The organism is Quadrisphaera sp. DSM 44207 (assembly GCF_900101335.1).
In the GTDB taxonomy this organism is placed as follows: Bacteria; Actinomycetota; Actinomycetes; order Actinomycetales; family Quadrisphaeraceae; genus DSM-44207.
Genome location: NZ_FNKA01000001.1, coordinates 623,758 through 640,532, shown reverse-complemented (window position 1 = coordinate 640,532; position 16,775 = coordinate 623,758). Strand labels below are relative to the sequence as shown.

The 16,775-nt window shown below is 78.6% G+C and carries 17 protein-coding genes; 8 read left to right on the top strand and 9 right to left on the bottom strand.

The features are described from left to right. Positions 1–43 precede the first annotated feature (43 nt). Positions 44–1,090, top strand: a complete 1,047-nt coding sequence (locus tag BLS82_RS02970; RefSeq protein ID WP_092861418.1) for a sigma-70 family RNA polymerase sigma factor — start codon at positions 44–46, stop codon at positions 1,088–1,090. Here the strand turns inward: BLS82_RS02970 and BLS82_RS16695 are convergent. The 4 genes from BLS82_RS16695 to BLS82_RS02950 form a co-directional block, all read right to left on the bottom strand. Beyond that, positions 989–1,258 carry an STAS domain-containing protein gene (locus BLS82_RS16695; protein WP_218123481.1) on the bottom strand — a complete coding sequence of 90 codons (270 nt, stop codon included), beginning with the start codon at positions 1,256–1,258 and terminating at the stop codon, positions 989–991. The genes BLS82_RS02970 and BLS82_RS16695 overlap by 102 nt on opposite strands. A 157-nt stretch (positions 1,259–1,415) precedes the next feature. After that, positions 1,416–3,506 carry a TPM domain-containing protein gene (locus BLS82_RS02960; RefSeq protein WP_092861414.1) on the bottom strand — a complete coding sequence of 697 codons (2,091 nt, stop codon included), beginning with the start codon at positions 3,504–3,506 and terminating at the stop codon, positions 1,416–1,418. A gap of 38 nt (positions 3,507–3,544) precedes the next feature. After that, the gene (locus BLS82_RS02955; RefSeq protein ID WP_092861412.1) at positions 3,545–3,841 is read right to left on the bottom strand and encodes an acyl-CoA carboxylase epsilon subunit; all 297 of its coding nucleotides are present in this window, start codon (positions 3,839–3,841) and stop codon (positions 3,545–3,547) included. Next, entirely contained in the window at positions 3,838–5,481 is a 1,644-nt protein-coding gene (locus BLS82_RS02950; protein WP_092861410.1) for an acyl-CoA carboxylase subunit beta, read from the bottom strand. Before BLS82_RS02950 ends, BLS82_RS02955 begins: the two co-directional genes overlap by 4 nt. Positions 5,482–5,558: 77 nt before the next feature. Here BLS82_RS02950 and BLS82_RS02945 point away from each other — a divergent pair, with 77 nt between their 5' ends. Continuing rightward, positions 5,559–6,323, top strand: coding sequence for an SDR family NAD(P)-dependent oxidoreductase (locus BLS82_RS02945; protein WP_092861408.1), 765 nt, complete (start codon positions 5,559–5,561; stop codon positions 6,321–6,323). Here the strand turns inward: BLS82_RS02945 and BLS82_RS02940 are convergent. Together BLS82_RS02940 and BLS82_RS02935 are read right to left on the bottom strand one after the other, a co-directional pair. After that, positions 6,320–7,543, bottom strand: coding sequence for an AI-2E family transporter (locus tag BLS82_RS02940; RefSeq protein WP_218123480.1), 1,224 nt, complete (start codon positions 7,541–7,543; stop codon positions 6,320–6,322). The genes BLS82_RS02945 and BLS82_RS02940 overlap by 4 nt on opposite strands. Before the next feature lie 107 nt (positions 7,544–7,650). Further along, positions 7,651–8,520, bottom strand: a complete 870-nt coding sequence (locus BLS82_RS02935; RefSeq protein ID WP_092861406.1) for an SMP-30/gluconolactonase/LRE family protein — start codon at positions 8,518–8,520, stop codon at positions 7,651–7,653. Positions 8,521–8,613: 93 nt separating this feature from the next. On the opposite strand from BLS82_RS02935, the gene BLS82_RS02930 reads away from it, so the two are divergent. Genes BLS82_RS02930 through BLS82_RS02915 form a run of 4 tightly spaced genes read left to right on the top strand, consistent with a single transcriptional unit; the run spans position 8,614 to position 11,915 of the window. Then, positions 8,614–9,489 (top strand): biotin--[acetyl-CoA-carboxylase] ligase, encoded by an 876-nt coding sequence (locus BLS82_RS02930; protein ID WP_092861404.1) that lies wholly within the window; start codon positions 8,614–8,616, stop codon positions 9,487–9,489. A gap of 42 nt (positions 9,490–9,531) precedes the next feature. Continuing rightward, entirely contained in the window at positions 9,532–10,218 is a 687-nt protein-coding gene (locus BLS82_RS02925) for a response regulator transcription factor (protein WP_092861402.1), read from the top strand. A gap of 39 nt (positions 10,219–10,257) precedes the next feature. Then, on the top strand, positions 10,258–11,520 hold the full coding sequence (locus tag BLS82_RS02920) for an ATP-binding protein (protein ID WP_092861400.1): 1,263 nt from the start codon (positions 10,258–10,260) through the stop codon (positions 11,518–11,520). A gap of 50 nt (positions 11,521–11,570) precedes the next feature. After that, on the top strand, positions 11,571–11,915 hold the full coding sequence (locus BLS82_RS02915) for an alpha/beta fold hydrolase (protein WP_176818895.1): 345 nt from the start codon (positions 11,571–11,573) through the stop codon (positions 11,913–11,915). Between the two features lie 212 nt (positions 11,916–12,127). Here the strand turns inward: BLS82_RS02915 and BLS82_RS02910 are convergent, their stop codons facing one another. From BLS82_RS02910 to BLS82_RS02900, 3 genes are all read right to left on the bottom strand, one after another. Then, entirely contained in the window at positions 12,128–13,612 is a 1,485-nt protein-coding gene (locus BLS82_RS02910; protein ID WP_218123479.1) for a CoA transferase, read from the bottom strand. Between the two features lie 20 nt (positions 13,613–13,632). Continuing rightward, positions 13,633–14,193 carry a peroxiredoxin gene (locus BLS82_RS02905; RefSeq protein WP_092862679.1) on the bottom strand — a complete coding sequence of 187 codons (561 nt, stop codon included), beginning with the start codon at positions 14,191–14,193 and terminating at the stop codon, positions 13,633–13,635. Positions 14,194–14,291: 98 nt separating this feature from the next. Then, complete coding sequence (locus BLS82_RS02900) at positions 14,292–14,888, bottom strand: GtrA family protein (RefSeq protein WP_092861396.1); 597 nt, start codon at positions 14,886–14,888, stop codon at positions 14,292–14,294. 71 nt (positions 14,889–14,959) lie between these two features. Between BLS82_RS02900 and BLS82_RS02895 the strand changes: the two genes are divergently transcribed. Together BLS82_RS02895 and purE are read left to right on the top strand one after the other, a co-directional pair. Then, on the top strand, positions 14,960–16,123 hold the full coding sequence (locus BLS82_RS02895) for a 5-(carboxyamino)imidazole ribonucleotide synthase (RefSeq protein WP_218123477.1): 1,164 nt from the start codon (positions 14,960–14,962) through the stop codon (positions 16,121–16,123). Between the two features lie 120 nt (positions 16,124–16,243). Next, positions 16,244–16,744 carry a 5-(carboxyamino)imidazole ribonucleotide mutase gene (purE, locus tag BLS82_RS02890; RefSeq protein ID WP_092862676.1) on the top strand — a complete coding sequence of 167 codons (501 nt, stop codon included), beginning with the start codon at positions 16,244–16,246 and terminating at the stop codon, positions 16,742–16,744. Positions 16,745–16,775: the final 31 nt, after the last annotated feature.

Genomic DNA, 16,775 nt, shown 5'->3' with positions numbered 1-16,775 from the left:
CGGGCGCCGACGGGGCGCCCCCGCCCGAGGAGGAGCCGCCGCGATGACCGACCTCGCCGCCGCGCCGTCCGCTGCGAGCGCCGTGCCGTCCGCTGCGAGCGCCGCCCCGCCGGTGGTGCGGCCCGACGACCTCGAGCAGCACCGCCGCGAGCTGACCGGCTACTGCTACCGCATGCTCGGCTCCGCCTTCGACGCCGAGGACGCCGTCCAGGAGACGATGGTGCGCGCCTGGCGCGCCGCCGACCGCTTCGAGGGCCGCTCGGCGCTGCGCTCGTGGCTGTACCGGATCGCGACCAACGCGTGCCTCGACGCCCTCGAGGGGCGCAAGCGGCGCGCGCTGCCGGTGGACCTCTCGGGCTCCGCCGCGCCGCCGGTGGTGGAGTCGCTGGGGGAGCCGCTGGCGGCGAGCGCGTGGGTCGAGCCCGCGCCCGACGCGCGCGTGCTGCCCGAGGCGGGCGACCCGGCCGACGTCGCCGTCGCGCGCGAGTCCGTGCGCCTGGCGTTCGTCGCCGCGCTGCAGCACCTGCCGCCGCGCCAGCGCGCGGTGCTCGTGCTGCGCGAGGTGCTGCGCTGGCGCGCCGACGAGGTCGCCGAGCTGCTCGGCACGAGCACGGCCTCCGTCAACAGCGCGCTGCAGCGGGCGCGGGCGACGCTGGCGGCGCGCGACCTCGGCTCCGGGCGGGCGCCCGACCCCGTGGACGCCGCGGACCGCGCGCTGCTCGACCGCTACGTCGCGGCCTTCGAGGCGTACGACATGACCTCCCTCGTGGCGCTGCTGCACGAGGACGCGACGATGTCGATGCCGCCCTACGCGCTGTGGCTGCAGGGGCCGGACGACGTCGTCGCCTGGCTCACCGGCCCGGGCGCCGCCTGCCGCGGCTCGCGGCTGGTGCCGGTCAGCGCCAACGGCGCCCCGGCCTTCGGGCAGTACGAGCCGGGCGGGCGGCCCGGGCGGTGGGTGCCGTGGTCCCTCATCGCGCTGGAGGCCTCAGACGGGCGCATCACCGGGATGACGCACTTCCTCGACACCGCCCGCCTGTTCCCCCTCTTCGGGCTCCCGGACCACCTCCAGGACGCCTCCGCGACCTGAGGCCTCCTCGGGCAGGACGCCGCACAGGCCGGCGAGGTCCAGCAGCTCGCGCAGCTGCGGGCTCGGCGAGCGCAGCACCACCCGGCGCCCGCGGCGCCGCGCGGCGAGCTGGGCGCGGGCGAGGGCGTCGACGGCCGCGAGGTCGGGGCGCAGGCGCGCGGCGTCCACGACGTCGGGCCGCTCGGGAGGTCGCTGCTCGGGAGGTCGCTGCTCGACCACGTGCGGCTCCTCCCGCGGCGGGCGCCGGCGCGCGGCACCGGCCCGTCCCCTTCGTGACCGCCCGCGCCGTCCGGACTCATCGCCGCGCGTCCCGCTGGCAGGCGCGTCAGAAGCGGCCGCCGCCTCCGAGACCGCCGCCGCCGAAGCTCCCGCCCCCGCCGAAGCCGCCCCCGCCGCCGAAGCCGCCGCCACCCATCCGGGTGCCGCTGCCGCCGAAGCCGCCCCCGCCCCACGCCCCGCCGCCGCCGGTGAGGATGCCGCCGAGGATGCCGCCGATGACCGCTCCCTTGAACGAGCCGCCGGAGCGCCGGCCGTACCCGCCGTAGCTGCCGTACCCGCCGCCCCAGCCGCCGGCCGGTCCGGACCAGCCGCCCCACTGCTCGACCTCCTCGGCGGCCTCCTGCTGCGCCTGCTCCGCGAGGGAGTCCGCCTGCTGCGCGGCGGCGAGCGCCCGCAGCGGGTCGGTGTGCGCGGCGCTCTCGGCCAGCGACAGCTGCTCGCGCGCCTGCGCGGCGAGGGCGCGGGCGTGGCCGCCGACGGCGCCGCGCCGCGTGCGCAGGTACGACTCCGCGGCCGCGACCTCCGCCGCCGCGGCCGGCAGCACGTGCTGCAGCGACGCCCGCGCCCGCTCCTCCCGCACCCGCTGGCTGCGCACGGCGCCGAGCGCGTCGTCGAGGGCGAGGTCGGCCTCCTGCAGGCGGCGCAGGGCCGCCAGGGGGTCGACGCCGCCCGAGCGCGCGGCCGCCTCGTCCGCCGCCGCCAGCGCGGCCTGCGCGCGCGTGACCAGGCCCGCGAGCTGCGGCGTCCCGCCGCCCGAGGCCACCAGCGCCCGCGCCTCGGCGAGGTCGGCCTGCGTCTCCGCGCGCGCGGCCTCCAGCTCGCCCGCCGCCCGCGCCAGGTCGGCCTCCAGGCGCCGCACGCCCTCGAGCAGCTCGTGCCCCTGGGCGACGGCGTCGCGCACCGCCTGCACCCGCACGGCGGCCTCCCCGGTGCGCCCGGCCTCGGCGTCCTGGCGGGCGCGGGCCAGCTCCTCGCGGCCCAGCTCCAGCAGCCGCTCCGCCTGCTCGGCGTTGCCGGCGGCGCTGGCCAGCGCGGACGGCGCGTAGCGGCGCGCCAGGGCGGCCAGGCGCTCGCGCTCGGCCGGCACCTGCCCGGCGAGGCGGGCCAGCTCGGCGTCGAGCTCGGGCAGCGCCTGCGGCAGCGAGCGCTCGAGGCCGCGCAGCTGCTCGAACCTCTCGGCCTGCTCGTCGAGCAGGGCGTCGGCGGCGTCGCAGCGGCGCAGCACCTCCTCCAGCAGCCGGCGCCGCTCGGGCTCGGGCAGGTCGGCGGCGTCGAGCTGGCGGCGGGCGGCGAACGCGGCGGCCAGCTCCGCCCGCGCCCGCCGCAGCGCCTCGGCGAACGGCGCGGTGGCCCGCTCGCCGAACTGGGCGGTGGCGAAGCTGACCTCCTGGTCGGAGCCCTGCAGCGCGTCGTCCACCGCCACCAGCCGCGCGTTCGCGCGCCGGGCGAGCTCCTCGGTGCTCACCGGCGGCTCGGCCGCGGCCCCGCCCGGCGCTCCGCCCGCAGCCCCGCCCGGCACCCCGCCGGCGCGCCCGCGGCGGCGGGAGCGGCGCGAGAGCAGCCCGAGCAGCAGCAGGCCGCCGCCCGCGACCACGAGCAGCAGGAGGACGAACGAGCCCAGCCCCGCCCCGCCGGTGCCGCCCGTCGTGCCCGTGCCGCCGGTCGTGCCGCTGCCCGCGACCGCCGCCTGCAGGCCCTGCGCCGCGGCGACGACGGCGCCGTCCCAGTCGGACTCGGCGAGCTCGGGCTCCACGGCCTGCAGCGAGACCGCGTCCAGCTCGGCCTGGGTCAGGCCGGGCACCGACGTGCCCGACCAGCCGTAGAGGCGGTCCTGCACCGCGACCGCGAGCAGCAGGTCGCCGGTGCCCAGGCCGGAGAGGGCGAACGCCTCGTCCGCCCACGCCTCGCCGCTGGCGCCGTCGAAGCTGTCGACGTAGGCGACGAACAGCTGCACGCCGGTCTCCTGCTGCAGCTGCGCGACGGCCTCCTGCGCGCTCGAGCCCGTCAGCACCCCGGCGCTGTCGACCACCTGCTCCGCCAGCCGCGACGGGGGCTCGGCCACCGCCGCGGAGGTGCCGGCGAGCAGGCAGAGCAGGAGCGCGATCAGGGCGGCCGCGAGCCGGGAGAGCCGGGTCATGCGCGCCAGCCTAGGGAGCGGGGGTGCTCCCGCGCCGGTCAGCGGTGACGGGGGCGATGGTGCCAGGCGCCCGCCAGCCACGCCCCCGGCCCCGGCGCCAGGGCGGCGCCGATCTGGGCGGCGCGGTCCGCCCACCGGGACGGCGCGGGCTGCGGGGCCGGCGCGGAGCGGCGCGCCGCCGCGAGCGCCGTGACGAGCGCGGCGAGCTCCTCGTCGGTGGCGTCCCCGCGCACCACGCGCAGCACGGGCGGCTCACCGGACGGGGCCGCGGCGCCGGAGCCGGCGCCGGGGCCGGTGTCCGGGCGCGCGTCCGCGCCGGCTCGACGGGGCGTCACAGCGGGATGTTCCCGTGCTTCTTCGCCGGCAGCACCTCGCGCTTGGTGCGCAGCGAGCGCAGCGCCCGCACCACGTGCGCGCGCGTCGACGACGGGGCGATGACGGCGTCCACGAAGCCGCGCTCGGCGGCGGTGTACGGGTTCGCCAGGCGCTCCTCGTACTCGTCGAGCAGCTGCCCGCGCACCGCCTCGACGTCGTCGCCGGCCGCCGCCGCCTGCGCCAGCGTGCCGCGGTGGAGGATGTTCACGGCCCCCTGCGCGCCCATGACGGCGATCTGCGCCGTGGGCCACGCGAGGTTGACGTCGGCGCCCAGGTGCTTGGAGCCCATGACGATGTACGCGCCGCCGTACGCCTTGCGCGTGATGACGGTGACCATCGGGACGGTGGCCTCGGCGTAGGCGTACAGCAGCTTCGCGCCGCGGCGGATGATCCCGTTCCACTCCTGCTCCGTGCCCGGCAGGAAGCCGGGGACGTCGACGAAGGTCAGCACCGGGAGCCCGAAGGCGTCGCACGTGCGCACGAACCGGGCGGCCTTCTCGCTGGCGTCGATGTCGAGGGTGCCGGCCAGCTGCAGCGGCTGGTTGGCGACGACGCCGACGCTGCGGCCCTCCACGCGCCCGAAGCCGACGAGGACGTTCGGCGCGTGCAGCTCCCCGAGCTCGAGGAACTCCTCGTCGTCGAGCACGTGCCGCAGCACCTCGTGCATGTCGTAGGGCTGGTTGGCCGAGTCGGGGACGAAGGCGTCGAGGGCGAGGTCGGCCTCGGTGACCACCAGCGGGTCCGCGTCGTCCAGCGGCACCACCACGGGCGGCTCGGAGAGGTTGTTGCTCGGCAGGTGCGCCAGCAGCTCCTTGACGAAGTGGATGGCGTCGTCCTCGGTGGGCGCCAGGTGGTGCGCGGCGCCGGAGACGGCGGCGTGCGTGCGGGCGCCGCCGAGCTCCTCCATGCCGACGTCCTCGCCGGTCACCGCGCGGATCACGTCCGGGCCGGTGACGAACATGTGCGAGGTCCGGTCGACCATCACCACGACGTCGGTGATGGCGGGGGAGTACACCGCGCCGCCGGCCGCCGGGCCCATGACGAGCGTGACCTGCGGGATCACGCCGGAGGCGTGCACGTTGCGCCGGAAGATCTCCCCGTAGCCGGCCAGGGACCCGACGCCCTCCTGGATCCGCGCGCCGCCGGAGTCGTTGATGCCCACGACCGGGCAGCCGGTGCGCAGCGCCATGTCCATCACCTTGGTGATCTTCTGGCCGACCACCTCGCCCAGGCTCCCGCCGAAGACCGTGAAGTCCTGGGAGTACACGCACACCGGGCGGCCGTCGACCGTGCCGTAGCCGGTGACGACGCCGTCGCCGGGCGGGCGCTCGCGCTCCAGGCCGAAGTCGCTGCTGCGGTGGCGGGCGAAGGCGTCGAGCTCGACGAAGCTGTCCGGGTCGAGCAGCGCGTCGATGCGCTCGCGCGCGGTGCGCTTGCCCTTGGCGTGCTGGCGCTCGACCGCGCGCGCGGAACCGGCGTGCACCGCCTCCTCGGCGCGGGCGCGCAGGTCGGCGAGCTTGCCGGCGGTCGTGCGCGGGTCCGGCTGCGGGGGCGGTGCGGAGGCGCCCCGCCCCGGGTCGGCGGACGCTGCGGTGGACATGGCCTCGGAGCCTAGACCCGCTAGCGTTCCCCGTGCCGCGGCGCCGGGGCCGCGGCACCCGACCGCAGGAGCCGCTCGTGACCGTCCTCGACACCTTCCGCCTCGACGGGCGCCGCGCCCTGGTCACCGGGGGCAACCGCGGGCTGGGCCTGGCCTTCGCCCGCGCGCTCGCCGAGGCCGGCGCGGACGTCGTCCTCTCCGGCCGGGACGGCGCGGCGAACGACGCGGCCGTCGAGCGGCTGGCGGGGGAGGGGCTGCGGGTGCGCTCCGTGGCCGCGGACCTGACGGGCGACGACGGCCCCCGGCGCACCGTCGACGGCGCGGTCGAGGCGCTCGGCGGGCTCGACGTCCTGGTCAACAACGCCGGCACCTGCTTCCACCGGCCCGCCGCGGAGGTGCCGGACGAGGAGTGGGACGCCGTCTTCGACCTCAACGTGCGGGCCCTGTGGAAGACGACCCAGGCGGCCTTCCCGCACCTGCGCGAGGGCGGGGGCAGCGTCGTCAACGTCGGCTCCATGAGCGGGTTCGTCGTCAACCGGCCGCAGTGGCAGCCGGCGTACAACGCCTCCAAGGCGGCCGTGCACCACCTGACCCGCTCCCTGGCGGCCGAGTGGGCGCCGCTGGGCATCCGCGTCAACGCCGTCGCGCCGGGCTACGTGCGCACGGAGATGGCGCCGGTCGACGAGCCGCGCTTCCGCCGGCACTGGATCGAGGACGCCCCGGTGCAGCGCGCCGCCGCCCCCGAGGAGATCGCCCCGACCGTGCTCTACCTGGCCTCGGACGCCTCGGCGTTCGCGACCGGCTCGGTCGTCGTCGTGGACGGCGGGTACTCGGTGTTCTAGGCGGTGCTCCGGGCGTCCTGCGCGGTGGGCGCGGCGCCCTCCCCGGCCGTCGCCGGAACGGCGCCGCGCACGCCCGGCGGGGTGCCGGGGCGGCTGGCGAGCAGGGCGTCCAGCCAGCGCGCCCGCGGGTCGGAGTCGACCAGGACGGCCTTGACGAAGGACGACATCGGCACGGCCAGCAGGGCCCCGAGCGGCCCGAGCACGTACGACCAGAACAGCAGCGACAGGAACGCCGCTGTCGTCGTCAGCCCGACGGCCTCCCCGGTGAAGCGGGGCTGGATCACCGTCTGGATGACGAGGTTGAGCACCGAGTACAGGGCGAAGACGGCCAGGGCCAGGCCCACCCCGCCCTCCAGCAGCGCCACGAGGACCGGGGGCACCAGCCCGAGGACGAAGCCGATGTTCGGGATGTAGTTGGTGATGAACGCCAGCAGCCCCCAGGTCAGCGCGAGGGGGACGCCCAGCCAGTACAGGCCCGCGGAGCCGAGGGCGGCGACGATCAGCCCGAAGACCGTCGAGACCAGCCAGTAGCGGCGCACGCCGTCGGCGAACTCGGCCAGCGCGGTCACCAGGCGCGGGTGCGAGGCGCGCGCGAGGAGCATCCTGCGCGGGACGTCGACGGAGTCGACCACGAGGAACAGCAGCACCGTGACCAGGAGCGTGAGCAGGGACAGGGCCCCGGTCAGGCCGCTGAGGGCCTGCAGCAGCACGTTCTGGGCGACGCCGAGGAGGCTGCTGGGGTCGACCGCGTCGAGCGCCACGCGCAGCTGCGCGTCCTCCACGCCCCACGCCGCCAGCTGGGCCAGGGCGTCCTCGTAGAGGGTCTGGAACTGCGCCGCGTAGCCGGGCAGCAGCTCCACCAGCTGCACGAGGGAGAGCACGAGGGCCGTCACGAGCGCGATCAGCAGGCCGTACAGCAGCAGCAGGGAGACGGTCACCGCCAGCCACCGGGGGATGCCCAGGCGCAGCAGGCGCCGCTGCAGCGGCGCCACGGTGATCACCAGGGTGATGGCGAGGAACGTGGGGGCCAGCAGGTCGGCGACGCTGCGCATGCCCGCGATGAGCAGCACCAGCCCGCCGGCGCCGGTGAGCACGAGGACGGCGCGCGGGACCGGCCCCGGCGCGGGGCCCGTGTCGTGCGCGGACGGGTGGGCCACCGCCGCGGGGGGCGGAGGGGTCTCGGCGGGCTGCGGGCTCGAGGGCCGGTCCGGGCGGGGCACCGGGCCACCCTGCCACCCGGGGCCGGCCCCCGCCCGCCCTCGGCCGGGAGGCTCCCCCAGCTGGCGGACGCCCTCGGCCGTCGGGCTCCCCCGGCCGGTGGGCGTCGTCAGCCGGCGAAGGTCAGGGGCAGCTGCCCGCGCACGCCCGGCTCGTGGTGGAAGAGCGCGCCGGCCTGCGGCTCCTGCTCGCGGTCGAGGCCCTCGGTGGACGTCGTGATGAACAGCGTGGCCAGGCCCGGGCCGCCGAAGGTGCACGCGGTCACGTGCGGGGTCGGCACGTCGACCCGCTCGGTCAGGGTGCCGTCGGGGCCGTAGCGGACCACCGCGCCCCCGCCGTACAGGGCGGTCCAGACCCCGCCCTCGGCGTCCACGACGAGGCCGTCGGGCATGCCGTCGCCCTCCGGGGCGGTCGCGAAGGGGCGTCGGCCGGTGACCTCGCCGGTGTCCGCGTCGACCTGCAGGACGTCGGTGCGCCCGGTGGGGGTGTCGTTGTAGTAGGCGACCGAGCCGTCGGGGCTCCACGCCAGGCCGTTGGAGACCGTGACCCCGCGCAGGGCGGCGCTCGCGCTGCCGTCGGGGTCCAGGCGCCACAGGGTTCCGGCGCCCTCGCTCTGGTCGTAGGCCATCGAGCCGCACCAGAAGCGGCCCGCGGGGTCGCAGCCGCCCTCGTTCATGCGCACGCCGGGATCGCTCCACAGCTGCGGCAGCGCGCGCACCCGCGGCTCGTCGTCCCATCCGGTGTCGGTGAGGGCGAAGCCGCGCTCGAGGGCGAGCACCCAGCCGCCGGAGCGGCGCGGGCGCAGGGCCGCGAGCACGGAGGAGACCTGGGAGCGGCGCACGGCGCCGGTGATGTGGTCCACGCGCAGCAGGGCGCCCTCGGTGAGGTCGACGCACAGCAGCTGCTGCGCCGCGTCGTCCCAGACCGGTCCCTCCCCGTGGACGGCGACGACCTCGGTCAGCTGCTCGGCGCTCGGCATCGGCCCACGGTAGCCGCGGCACCCTCCCCCCGCCCGGGCCCGGCACCGCGCGACGGCGTTGCGCGAGGCGCCCGCGGGGGGTGGGGTGGGGCCGTGAGCGGCAGCCCGTGGTCGGACCTCGCGCGCCCTCCGCTGCGGGCCGGCGCGCTGCGCCGGGCCCTGCTCGCCCCGGCGGGCCCGCTGGCGCGCCTCGAGGTGCTGCCCGAGGTCGGCTCCACCAACGCGGAGCTGGCGCGGCGCGCGGGCGCGGACCCGGCGGCGTGGCCGCACCTGTCCGCGCTCACCACCGACTCCCAGACGCAGGGCCGCGGGCGGCTGGGGCGCACCTGGGTCGCGCCGCCGCGCTCGGGCGTCGCGGTCTCGGTGCTCCTGCGCCCGGCCGAGCTCGACCCGCCGGTGCCGCCGGAGCGGTGGTCGTGGCTGCCGGTGCTGGCCGGGCTGGCCGTCGTCGGCGTCGTCCGCGACGTCGCGGGGCTGCCCGCGGTGCTCAAGTGGCCCAACGACGTCCTCGTCGAGGAGCGCAAGCTGTGCGGCGTGCTCGCCGAGGTGGTGCCGGCCGCGGGCGGGCGCCCGCAGGCGGTGCTGGTCGGCTGCGGCCTCAACGCCTCGACGGCGCGGGCGGAGCTGCCCGTGCCGACCGCGACCTCGCTGGCGCTGGAGGGCGCGGCCACCACCGACCGCGACACGGTGCTGCGGGCGCTGCTGCGGGCGCTGGCCGGGGAGGTCGCGCGCTGGGCCGCCGCCGGGGGCGACGCCGCCGCCAGCGGCCTGGCGGCCCGCGCGCGGGAGGCGTGCGCGACGCTCGGGCGGCCCGTGCGGGTCGACCTCCCCGACGGCAGCCACCTCGCCGGCGTCGCCGAGGGGCTGGACGACGAGGGGCGCCTGCTCGTGCGGACCCCGGACGGCGGGGACGGCGGGGACGGCGGGGTCGTGCCCGTCGCGGCGGGCGACGTCGTCCACGTCCGCTGAGCGCCCGGCCCGCCCGGCGCGCCCGCACCTACGATGATCCGCGTGAGGCGCGTGCTGCTGGCCGAGGACGACCCGGCCATCGCCGAGCCCCTGGCGCGCGCGCTGTCCCGCGAGGGCTACGACGTCGTCCTCAGCGGGGACGGCGCGGGGGCGCTGGCCCGGGCCGGCGACGGCGTCGACCTCGTCGTCCTCGACCTCGGCCTGCCGGACGTGGACGGCCTGGAGGTCTGCCGCCGCCTGCGCGCCGCCGGCCGGACCATGCCGGTGCTCGTGCTCACCGCCCGGGCGGACGAGGTGGACACCGTCGTGGGTCTGGACGCCGGCGCGGACGACTACGTGACCAAGCCGTTCCGCCTGGCCGAGCTGCTGGCGCGGGTGCGGGCCCTGATGCGCCGCGGCGGCGAGAACGGCGCCGCGGCCGGGCCCGCGGTGCTGGAGTCGCGCGGGGTGCGCCTCGACCCGCCCTCGCGCCGCGCGTGGGTCGACGGCCAGGAGCTGTCGCTGGCGGCCAAGGAGTACGACCTGCTGCGCGTGCTGCTGCGCGAGGCCGGCGCGGTGGTCCCCCGCGACACCCTCATGCGCGAGGTGTGGGGCGCCGAGTGGTTCGGGTCCACGAAGACCCTCGACATGCACGTGTCGTGGCTGCGCCGCAAGCTCGGCGACGCCATCACCAACCCCCGCTACATCACCACCGTCCGCGGCGTCGGCTTCCGCTTCGAGCGGGACTGACGGGCGGCCGGCCAGCGGAGCAGGCGGAGGGGCGCTCGCGTGCACCGGCGCGTGCAGACGGCGACCCTCGCGGCGGTCACCCTGGCCGTCCTGCTGCTCGGCGTGCCCCTCGCGGTCGCGGGCGTGGTCCTGCTGGGCGCGCAGGCCGCCGGCAGCGCGCAGGACCGCGCCGACGCCCTGCTCGTCGCGGTCGACGCGCGCCTGCAGGCCGGCCAGCCGGTCGACGAGGAGCTGCTGCAGCGCTACCTGGACGCCGACCCCGCCTGGCCCGGGCACGTGCGCGTCGTCGTGCCCGGCGGGGACGTCGTCGAGGCCGGGGAGCCGGTGCGCGGGGCCGCCGTGACCGCCACCGCGAGCACCGCGGACGGGCTGTCGGTGCGGGTGCGGGTGCCGCGCTCGCTGCTGCTCGAGGCCGACCTGCGCCTCGTCGTGCTCGTCCTCGGCCTCGCGGCGGGCGCCGTGGCCGCCGGCTGGGCGGTCGGGCTCGTGCAGGCCCGGCGCCTGACGCGCCCGCTCGTGGAGCTGGGCCGCAGCGCCGAGCGGCTCGGCAGCGGCCAGGTGCCCGCGCCGCTGCAGCCGACGGGCGTGGAGGAGGTCGACCAGGTCGCGCGGGCGCTGGCCGGCAGCGCCGAGCGGCTGGCGGCGCGCCTGGCCGCCGAGCGGCAGTTCGCCTCCGACGCCAGCCACCAGCTGCGCACGCCGCTGGCGGCGCTGTCGCTGCGCCTGGAGGAGATCTCCTCGGCGACGTCCGAGCCGGACGTCGCCGAGGAGGCGCGCATCGCGCTGGGGCAGGTCGAGCGGCTCGTGCAGGTCGTCGACGACCTGCTCGAGCGCGGGCGGCCGGGCCCGTCCTCGCCGTCCGCGCCGCTGCCGCTCGCCGACGTGCTGGTGCAGCAGCGCGAGGAGTGGGCGCCCGCCTTCGCCCGCGCGCACCGCCGGCTGGAGGTGGAGCTGCCCCGCGCGGACCCCGGCGGCGCACCCGTGCGCGTGCTCGCCAGCCCCGGGCCGCTGGCGCAGGCGCTCGCCACGCTCGTCGAGAACAGCCTCGTGCACGGCGGCGGGACGACGCGCGTGACCGTGCGCCCGGGCGGGGAGTGGGTCGTCGTCGAGGTCGCCGACCAGGGGCCGGGCGTGCCGGAGCACCTGGGCGCGCGGATCTTCGAGCGGTCCGTCAGCGGTGCGGCGCGCACGGGCCTGGGGCTGCCGCTGGCGCGCGACCTCGTGGCCGCCGAGGGCGGCCGGCTGGAGCTGCTGAGCCGGCGACCGGCGACGTTCGCGCTCTTCCTGCCCGCGGCGGGGTAGGGGAGCGCACGGCCCCGCGCGGCACGTCCTCCGGCGCTCCCCCGGTGCCCGTGGGCACCCGGCAGCTCGTCGACGTCGGAGGGCGCCGCCTGAACGCGCGGCGGGCGGGCCGGAGCGAGCCCGAGCTGCTGCTGGTGCACGGCATCCCGACGAACCACCTGCTGTGGCACGACGTCGTCCCGGCGCTGGCGCAGGACGCCCGCGTGCTCGCCGTCGACGTGCTCGGCTACGGGTGGTCGGACGCGCCGGGCGACTGGCCCGTGGACATCGCCTCCCGGGCCGGCCACCTGCCGCGGCTGCGCGTGCCCGTGGAGGTGGTGCGAGGCTGCCGGGACTCGCAGGTGCGGCCGCGCTACGGCGAGCGCCTGGTCGCGGCCGCACCGGCGACCGGCTGACCGCTCGGGCGCGCCGTCGCCGCCGCCGGGCGGGGCGCCGGGAAGGGGTGTGCACGCCGAGCGAGGCTGACGCCGGGTGAGGTTCCCGGCGCGGGCCTGTGGACGACGCTCGTCCGTCCACAGGCAGGGGCACCCGAACCCCACCGGGCGTCAGCCTCGCTCGGAACGGAGCCTCCCTCCGCGCGCGGACGAGGACGCGTCCAGCCGGGGCGTCAGGCGAAGGCCGGCGGGTCGGCGCCCGGCTCGGTGGTGCGGGACCAGCGCGGCACGAGGTCGCCGGCGCGGCCGGGCGGCGCGACGACGCGCACCGGGGCGGCGGCCCCGGGCAGCGTCACGAGGTGCCGTTCCGGTGGGGGGTGCCGTTCCGGTGGGAGGTGCCGTTCCGGTGCGCGGTGCTGCTCCGGTGCGCGGTGCTGGTGCACGTCCGAGCCCGTGAGCCAGTGCGCGGTCTGCGCCAGCGACAGGCGCGCGGCGACCGGCGGCTGGCCCCGCTGCACCCCGGCGAGGGAGAGCATCGCCGCGGCGGCCGCGAGGTAGCCGCTGGCGTGGTCGAGCACCTGGGCGGGCAGCGCGCCCGGCGGCTGGTCCGGCGCCGCGCTCGGTGCTGCGTCCGGCGCCGCGTCGGCGGTCCGGGCGCGCTCGGCGTCCGCGATGCCCGTGGCGCACTGCACGAGGGAGTCGAAGCCGCGCCGGGCGGCCCACGGGCCGGCGGAGCCCCACGCCGAGAGCACGACGACGCCCAGGTGCGGATGGCGCTCGGCGAGCGCGGCGGAGGAGAGGCCGAGGCGGTCGAGCGCTCCGGGCCGGTACCCGTGCACGAGGACGTCGGCCCGGGCCAGCAGCTCCTCCAGCCGCGCCGCTCCGGCGGGGGAGCGCAGGTCCAGGACGGCGCTGCGCTTGCCGGGCAGGGTGTCGAGCGCCTGGGCGGGGATCTCCGGCAGGTGCGGCGGGTCCAGGCGCAGGACGTCGGCGCCCCAGGCGGCGAGGGTGCGGGTGGCGACGGGCCCGGCGATGACGCGCGTGAGGTCGAGCACCCGCACCCCCTCGGCGGCGCGGCCGGGCCCGAGCGGCCGTCGGGCGCGGGCGTCGGGGGCGGCGGTCTCGACGAGCGGCAGCGCGGCCACCGCGCGTCCCTGCGGGTGCGCGCCCCACTGCTCGGGCGTGCGCACGGCGGCCCCGAGCGCGCCGGCGGCGGCGAGGGCGTCCTCGAGGTCGTCCCCGCGCCAGCCGCGCACGGCGTCCGCGACGGACTCGGGCCGCGCCTCGGCGCCGGCTCCGGCGCCCCCTGGCACCGCGAGCACCGCCAGGGCGCGCTCGCGGTGCCAGGGGTAGTTGGCGTGCAGGCGCAGCCAGCCGTCGGCCGTGCGCCAGGACCGCGACAGCGGCGCGAACAGGTCCGGGGGCTCGACGCCGTCCTGGCGCGCGAACCGCTCGCTGCGCACGGCGAGCGCCACGTGCTCGACGTCGACGAGCGCCGGTGCCGGACCGGTGCCGCAGCGGGCGCCGTCCAGCACCGACGCGGCGAGCGCGGACGCCGCCACCGCGGCGGTCGCCGCGGGCAGGGCGGGCAGCGCCGAGGGCAGCAGCCCGGTGGCGTCCCCGGTCGCCTCCACGCGGGCGAGGTGCCCGGCGTCGCCGCCGAGCGCCGCCCACGCGCCGCGCAGCAGCGCCGCGGTGGCCGGCTCGACGGCGCCCACGGCCGCGGCGGGCGGCGGCCTCAGCCGCCGGCGACGGCGACGAGGGCGTCGGCGGCGGCGCGGTCCGGCGGGAAGACCGGGTAGAGCACCCGCTGGACCCGCCCGTCCTCGACGAGCATCGTCAGGCGGCGCAGCAGCACCATGCCGTCGACCTCGAACGTCGGCAGCCGCAGCGCGCCGGTGAGCTGCAGGTGCTCGTCGCTCAGCAGCGCGTAGGGCAGGTGCAGCCGCGCCGCGGCCTCGGCCTGGTAGGCCGGGTCCTGCGCGGACAGGCCGAAGACCTCCACGCCGAGGGCCTCGAACTGCGCCGAGAGGTCCCGGAAGGAGCACGCCTGCGGGGTGCAGCCGCGGGCGCCGGGGATCTCGTCCCAGCCCGTGGGCAGGTCGTGGCCGGGGCGCCCGGTGCGCGGGTAGGCGAAGACGACGAGCCGGCGGCCCCGGCTGCGCTCGGCGAGGTCGACCGCCCCGCCCGTGGTGGCGCGCAGCGGCACCGGCGGCAGGACGGCGCCGGGCAGGTGCGCCGCGGCGCCGTCGTCGACGGGCGCGGGCAGGTCGTCGGGCAGGACCGTCGGGTCGTGCAGCACGGGCACACGGTACGGCCACGGGCGCCTGCGCGGTGCGGCTGCGCGGTGCGGCTGCGCGGTGCGGCTGCGCGGTGCGGCTGCGCGGTGCGGGCGGCTCAGGAGGCCGCGCGGGTGGAGGCCGACGGCACCGGCCGCCCCGCCGTCCCGCGCGCCTCGGCGGACGACGCCCTCGGGGCCGTGCCGAGGGCGCGCGCCTGCGCGACGAGGACCGCGGCGGGGTCCTCTCCCGGCGGAGGGCTGCGGAAGACCCAGGAGCGGTAGGCGACGAACCGGAACGCCGTGCCCAGGGCGACCCCCACGACGTTGGCGGAGACGTTGTCCGCCAGCGGCGAGCGCAGCCCGAGCAGGTAGTGGGAGAACGCCAGGCACAGCACGGAGATCAGCAGCGCGACGCCGTTCATCGCGACGAACATCCCCAGCTCGCGCAGCAGCGCGGTGCCGCGCCGGTGCCGGAAGGTCCACCAGCGGTTGCCGCCCCACGCCACGAGCGTCGCGACGCCCGCGGAGATCACCTTCGCGGTGAGGGGCTCGCCCACCAGCGCGCCGTCCCCGCCCCAGCGCAGGAGGTTGAACAGCCCGACGTCCACGACGAACGCGACGCCGCCGACCACGCCGAACTTCGCCAGCTCGCGCGCCAGCACGCTCCACAGGAAGCGCAGGCGCCCCGCGGGCGCGACCGGGCCGACCGTCACCCGGCACACCCTAGGTGGCTCCTGCCCGGCCTCGCTGGGAGTCCGCGCAGCCCGCGGATAGCCTGCCGCGCGTGAGCGAGACGACGACGTTCCCCGTCGTCGCCGTGGTCGGCGGCGGCCAGCTGGCGAGGATGCTGCAGCCCCCGGCGGTCGCCCTGGGCGTGCGGCTGCGGGTGCTGGCCACGGGCCCGGAGGAGTCCGCGGCGCAGGTCGTGCCCGACGTCCACCTCGGCGACCCCGCGGACGCCGCCGCGCTCGCCGGCCTCGCGCGCGGGGCGGCGGCGCTGACCCTCGACCACGAGCAGGTGCCCACCGACCTGCTGCGGGCGCTGGCCGCGGACGGCGTGGCGGTGCGCCCGGGCCCGGACGCCCTCGAGCACGCCCAGGACAAGCTCGCGCTGCGCCGCCGCCTCGACGCGATGGGCGTCGCGGGCCCGGCGTGGGCCCCGGTGCGCGACGCGGCGTCCCTGGCGGCCTTCGGCGGCGAGCGCGCCGGCTGGCCGCTCGTGCTGAAGACCCCGCGCGGCGGCTACGACGGCAAGGGCGTGCGCGTCGTCGCCTCGGCGGAGCAGGCCGCGGACTGGCTGCAGCGCGCGGCCGCCGCGGGCGCGCCGCTGCTGGCGGAGGAGCGGGTGCCGTACGCGCGCGAGCTCGCCGTCCTCGTCGCCCGCAGCCCGGCGGGGCAGGCCGCGGCGTGGCCGGTGGTGGAGACCGTGCAGGTCGGCGGCGTCTGCCGCGAGGTGATCGCGCCGGCGCCGGGCCTGGACGAGGACGTCGCGGGGGCCGCGACGGCGACGGCGCTGCGGATCGCCGGCGAGCTCGGCGTCACCGGTGTGATGGCGATGGAGGCCTTCGAGACCACCGACGGGCGGGTGCTCGTCAACGAGCTCGCGATGCGCCCGCACAACAGCGGCCACTGGACGATCGACGGCGCGGCGACCTCGCAGTTCGAGCAGCACCTGCGCGCGGTGCTCGACCTGCCGCTGGGCGCGGTGGCCGCGCGCGCGCCGTGGACGGTCATGGTCAACGTGCTCGGCGGGGACCACCCGGACCTGTTCCGCTCCTACCTGCACGTGATGGCCCACGACCCGGCGGTCAAGGTGCACCTGTACGGCAAGGACGTGCGCCCCGGGCGCAAGGTCGGGCACGTGACGGCGTGGGGGGACGACCTGGACGACGTGCGCGCCCGCGCCCGGCACGCCGCGGACTTCATCACCGGCACGATCGACGGCTGAGCGAGACGGCTGAGCGAGACGGCTGAGCGAGACGGCGGGGCGACACGGCGGGGCGAGACGGTGGGGCGGGGAGCGGGCGTGGGCGAGGGAACGGGCGGGCAGCCGCTGGTCGGCGTGGTGATGGGGTCGGACTCCGACTGGCCCGTGATGGAGGCCGCCGCGCAGGCCCTCGAGGAGTTCGGCGTCCCGCACGAGGTGGACGTCGTCTCCGCGCACCGGATGCCGGTGCAGATGATCGACCACGGGCGGCAGGCGGCCGCGCGGGGCCTGCGCGTGCTGGTCGCCGGCGCCGGGGGAGCCGCGCACCTGCCGGGCATGCTCGCCGCCGTCACGCCGCTGCCTGTGATCGGCGTCCCGGTGCCGCTGGCGCACCTGGACGGCATGGACTCCCTGCTCTCGATCGTGCAGATGCCCGCCGGGGTGCCGGTGGCGACGGTGTCGGTGGGCGGGGCGCGCAACGCGGGGCTGCTCGCGGTGCGGATCCTCGCCGCCGGCTCGGACGAGCGGGCGGCGGCGCTGCGCGAGCGCATGACCGGGTTCCAGGAGGAGCTGCGCGCCGCCGCCGAGGCCAAGGGCGCCCGCCTGCGGGCCCGCCGCGCCTCGGGCGGCGCCGGCTCCTGAGCCGCTGCCCCTTCCGTGATGGTGCAGGTCC

Excerpts from the sequence above, each read along its gene's own strand:
- BLS82_RS02935 (WP_092861406.1), bottom strand. The coding sequence starts at position 8,520 with ATGCCGAGCGCCGAGCAGCTGACCGAGGTCGTCGCCGTCCACGGGGAG.
- purE (WP_092862676.1), top strand. The coding sequence starts at position 16,244 with ATGGGGTCGGACTCCGACTGGCCCGTGATGGAGGCCGCCGCGCAGGCC.
- BLS82_RS02950 (WP_092861410.1), bottom strand. The coding sequence starts at position 5,481 with ATGTCCACCGCAGCGTCCGCCGACCCGGGGCGGGGCGCCTCCGCACCG.
- BLS82_RS02960 (WP_092861414.1), bottom strand. The coding sequence starts at position 3,506 with ATGACCCGGCTCTCCCGGCTCGCGGCCGCCCTGATCGCGCTCCTGCTC.
- BLS82_RS02970 (WP_092861418.1), top strand. The coding sequence starts at position 44 with ATGACCGACCTCGCCGCCGCGCCGTCCGCTGCGAGCGCCGTGCCGTCC.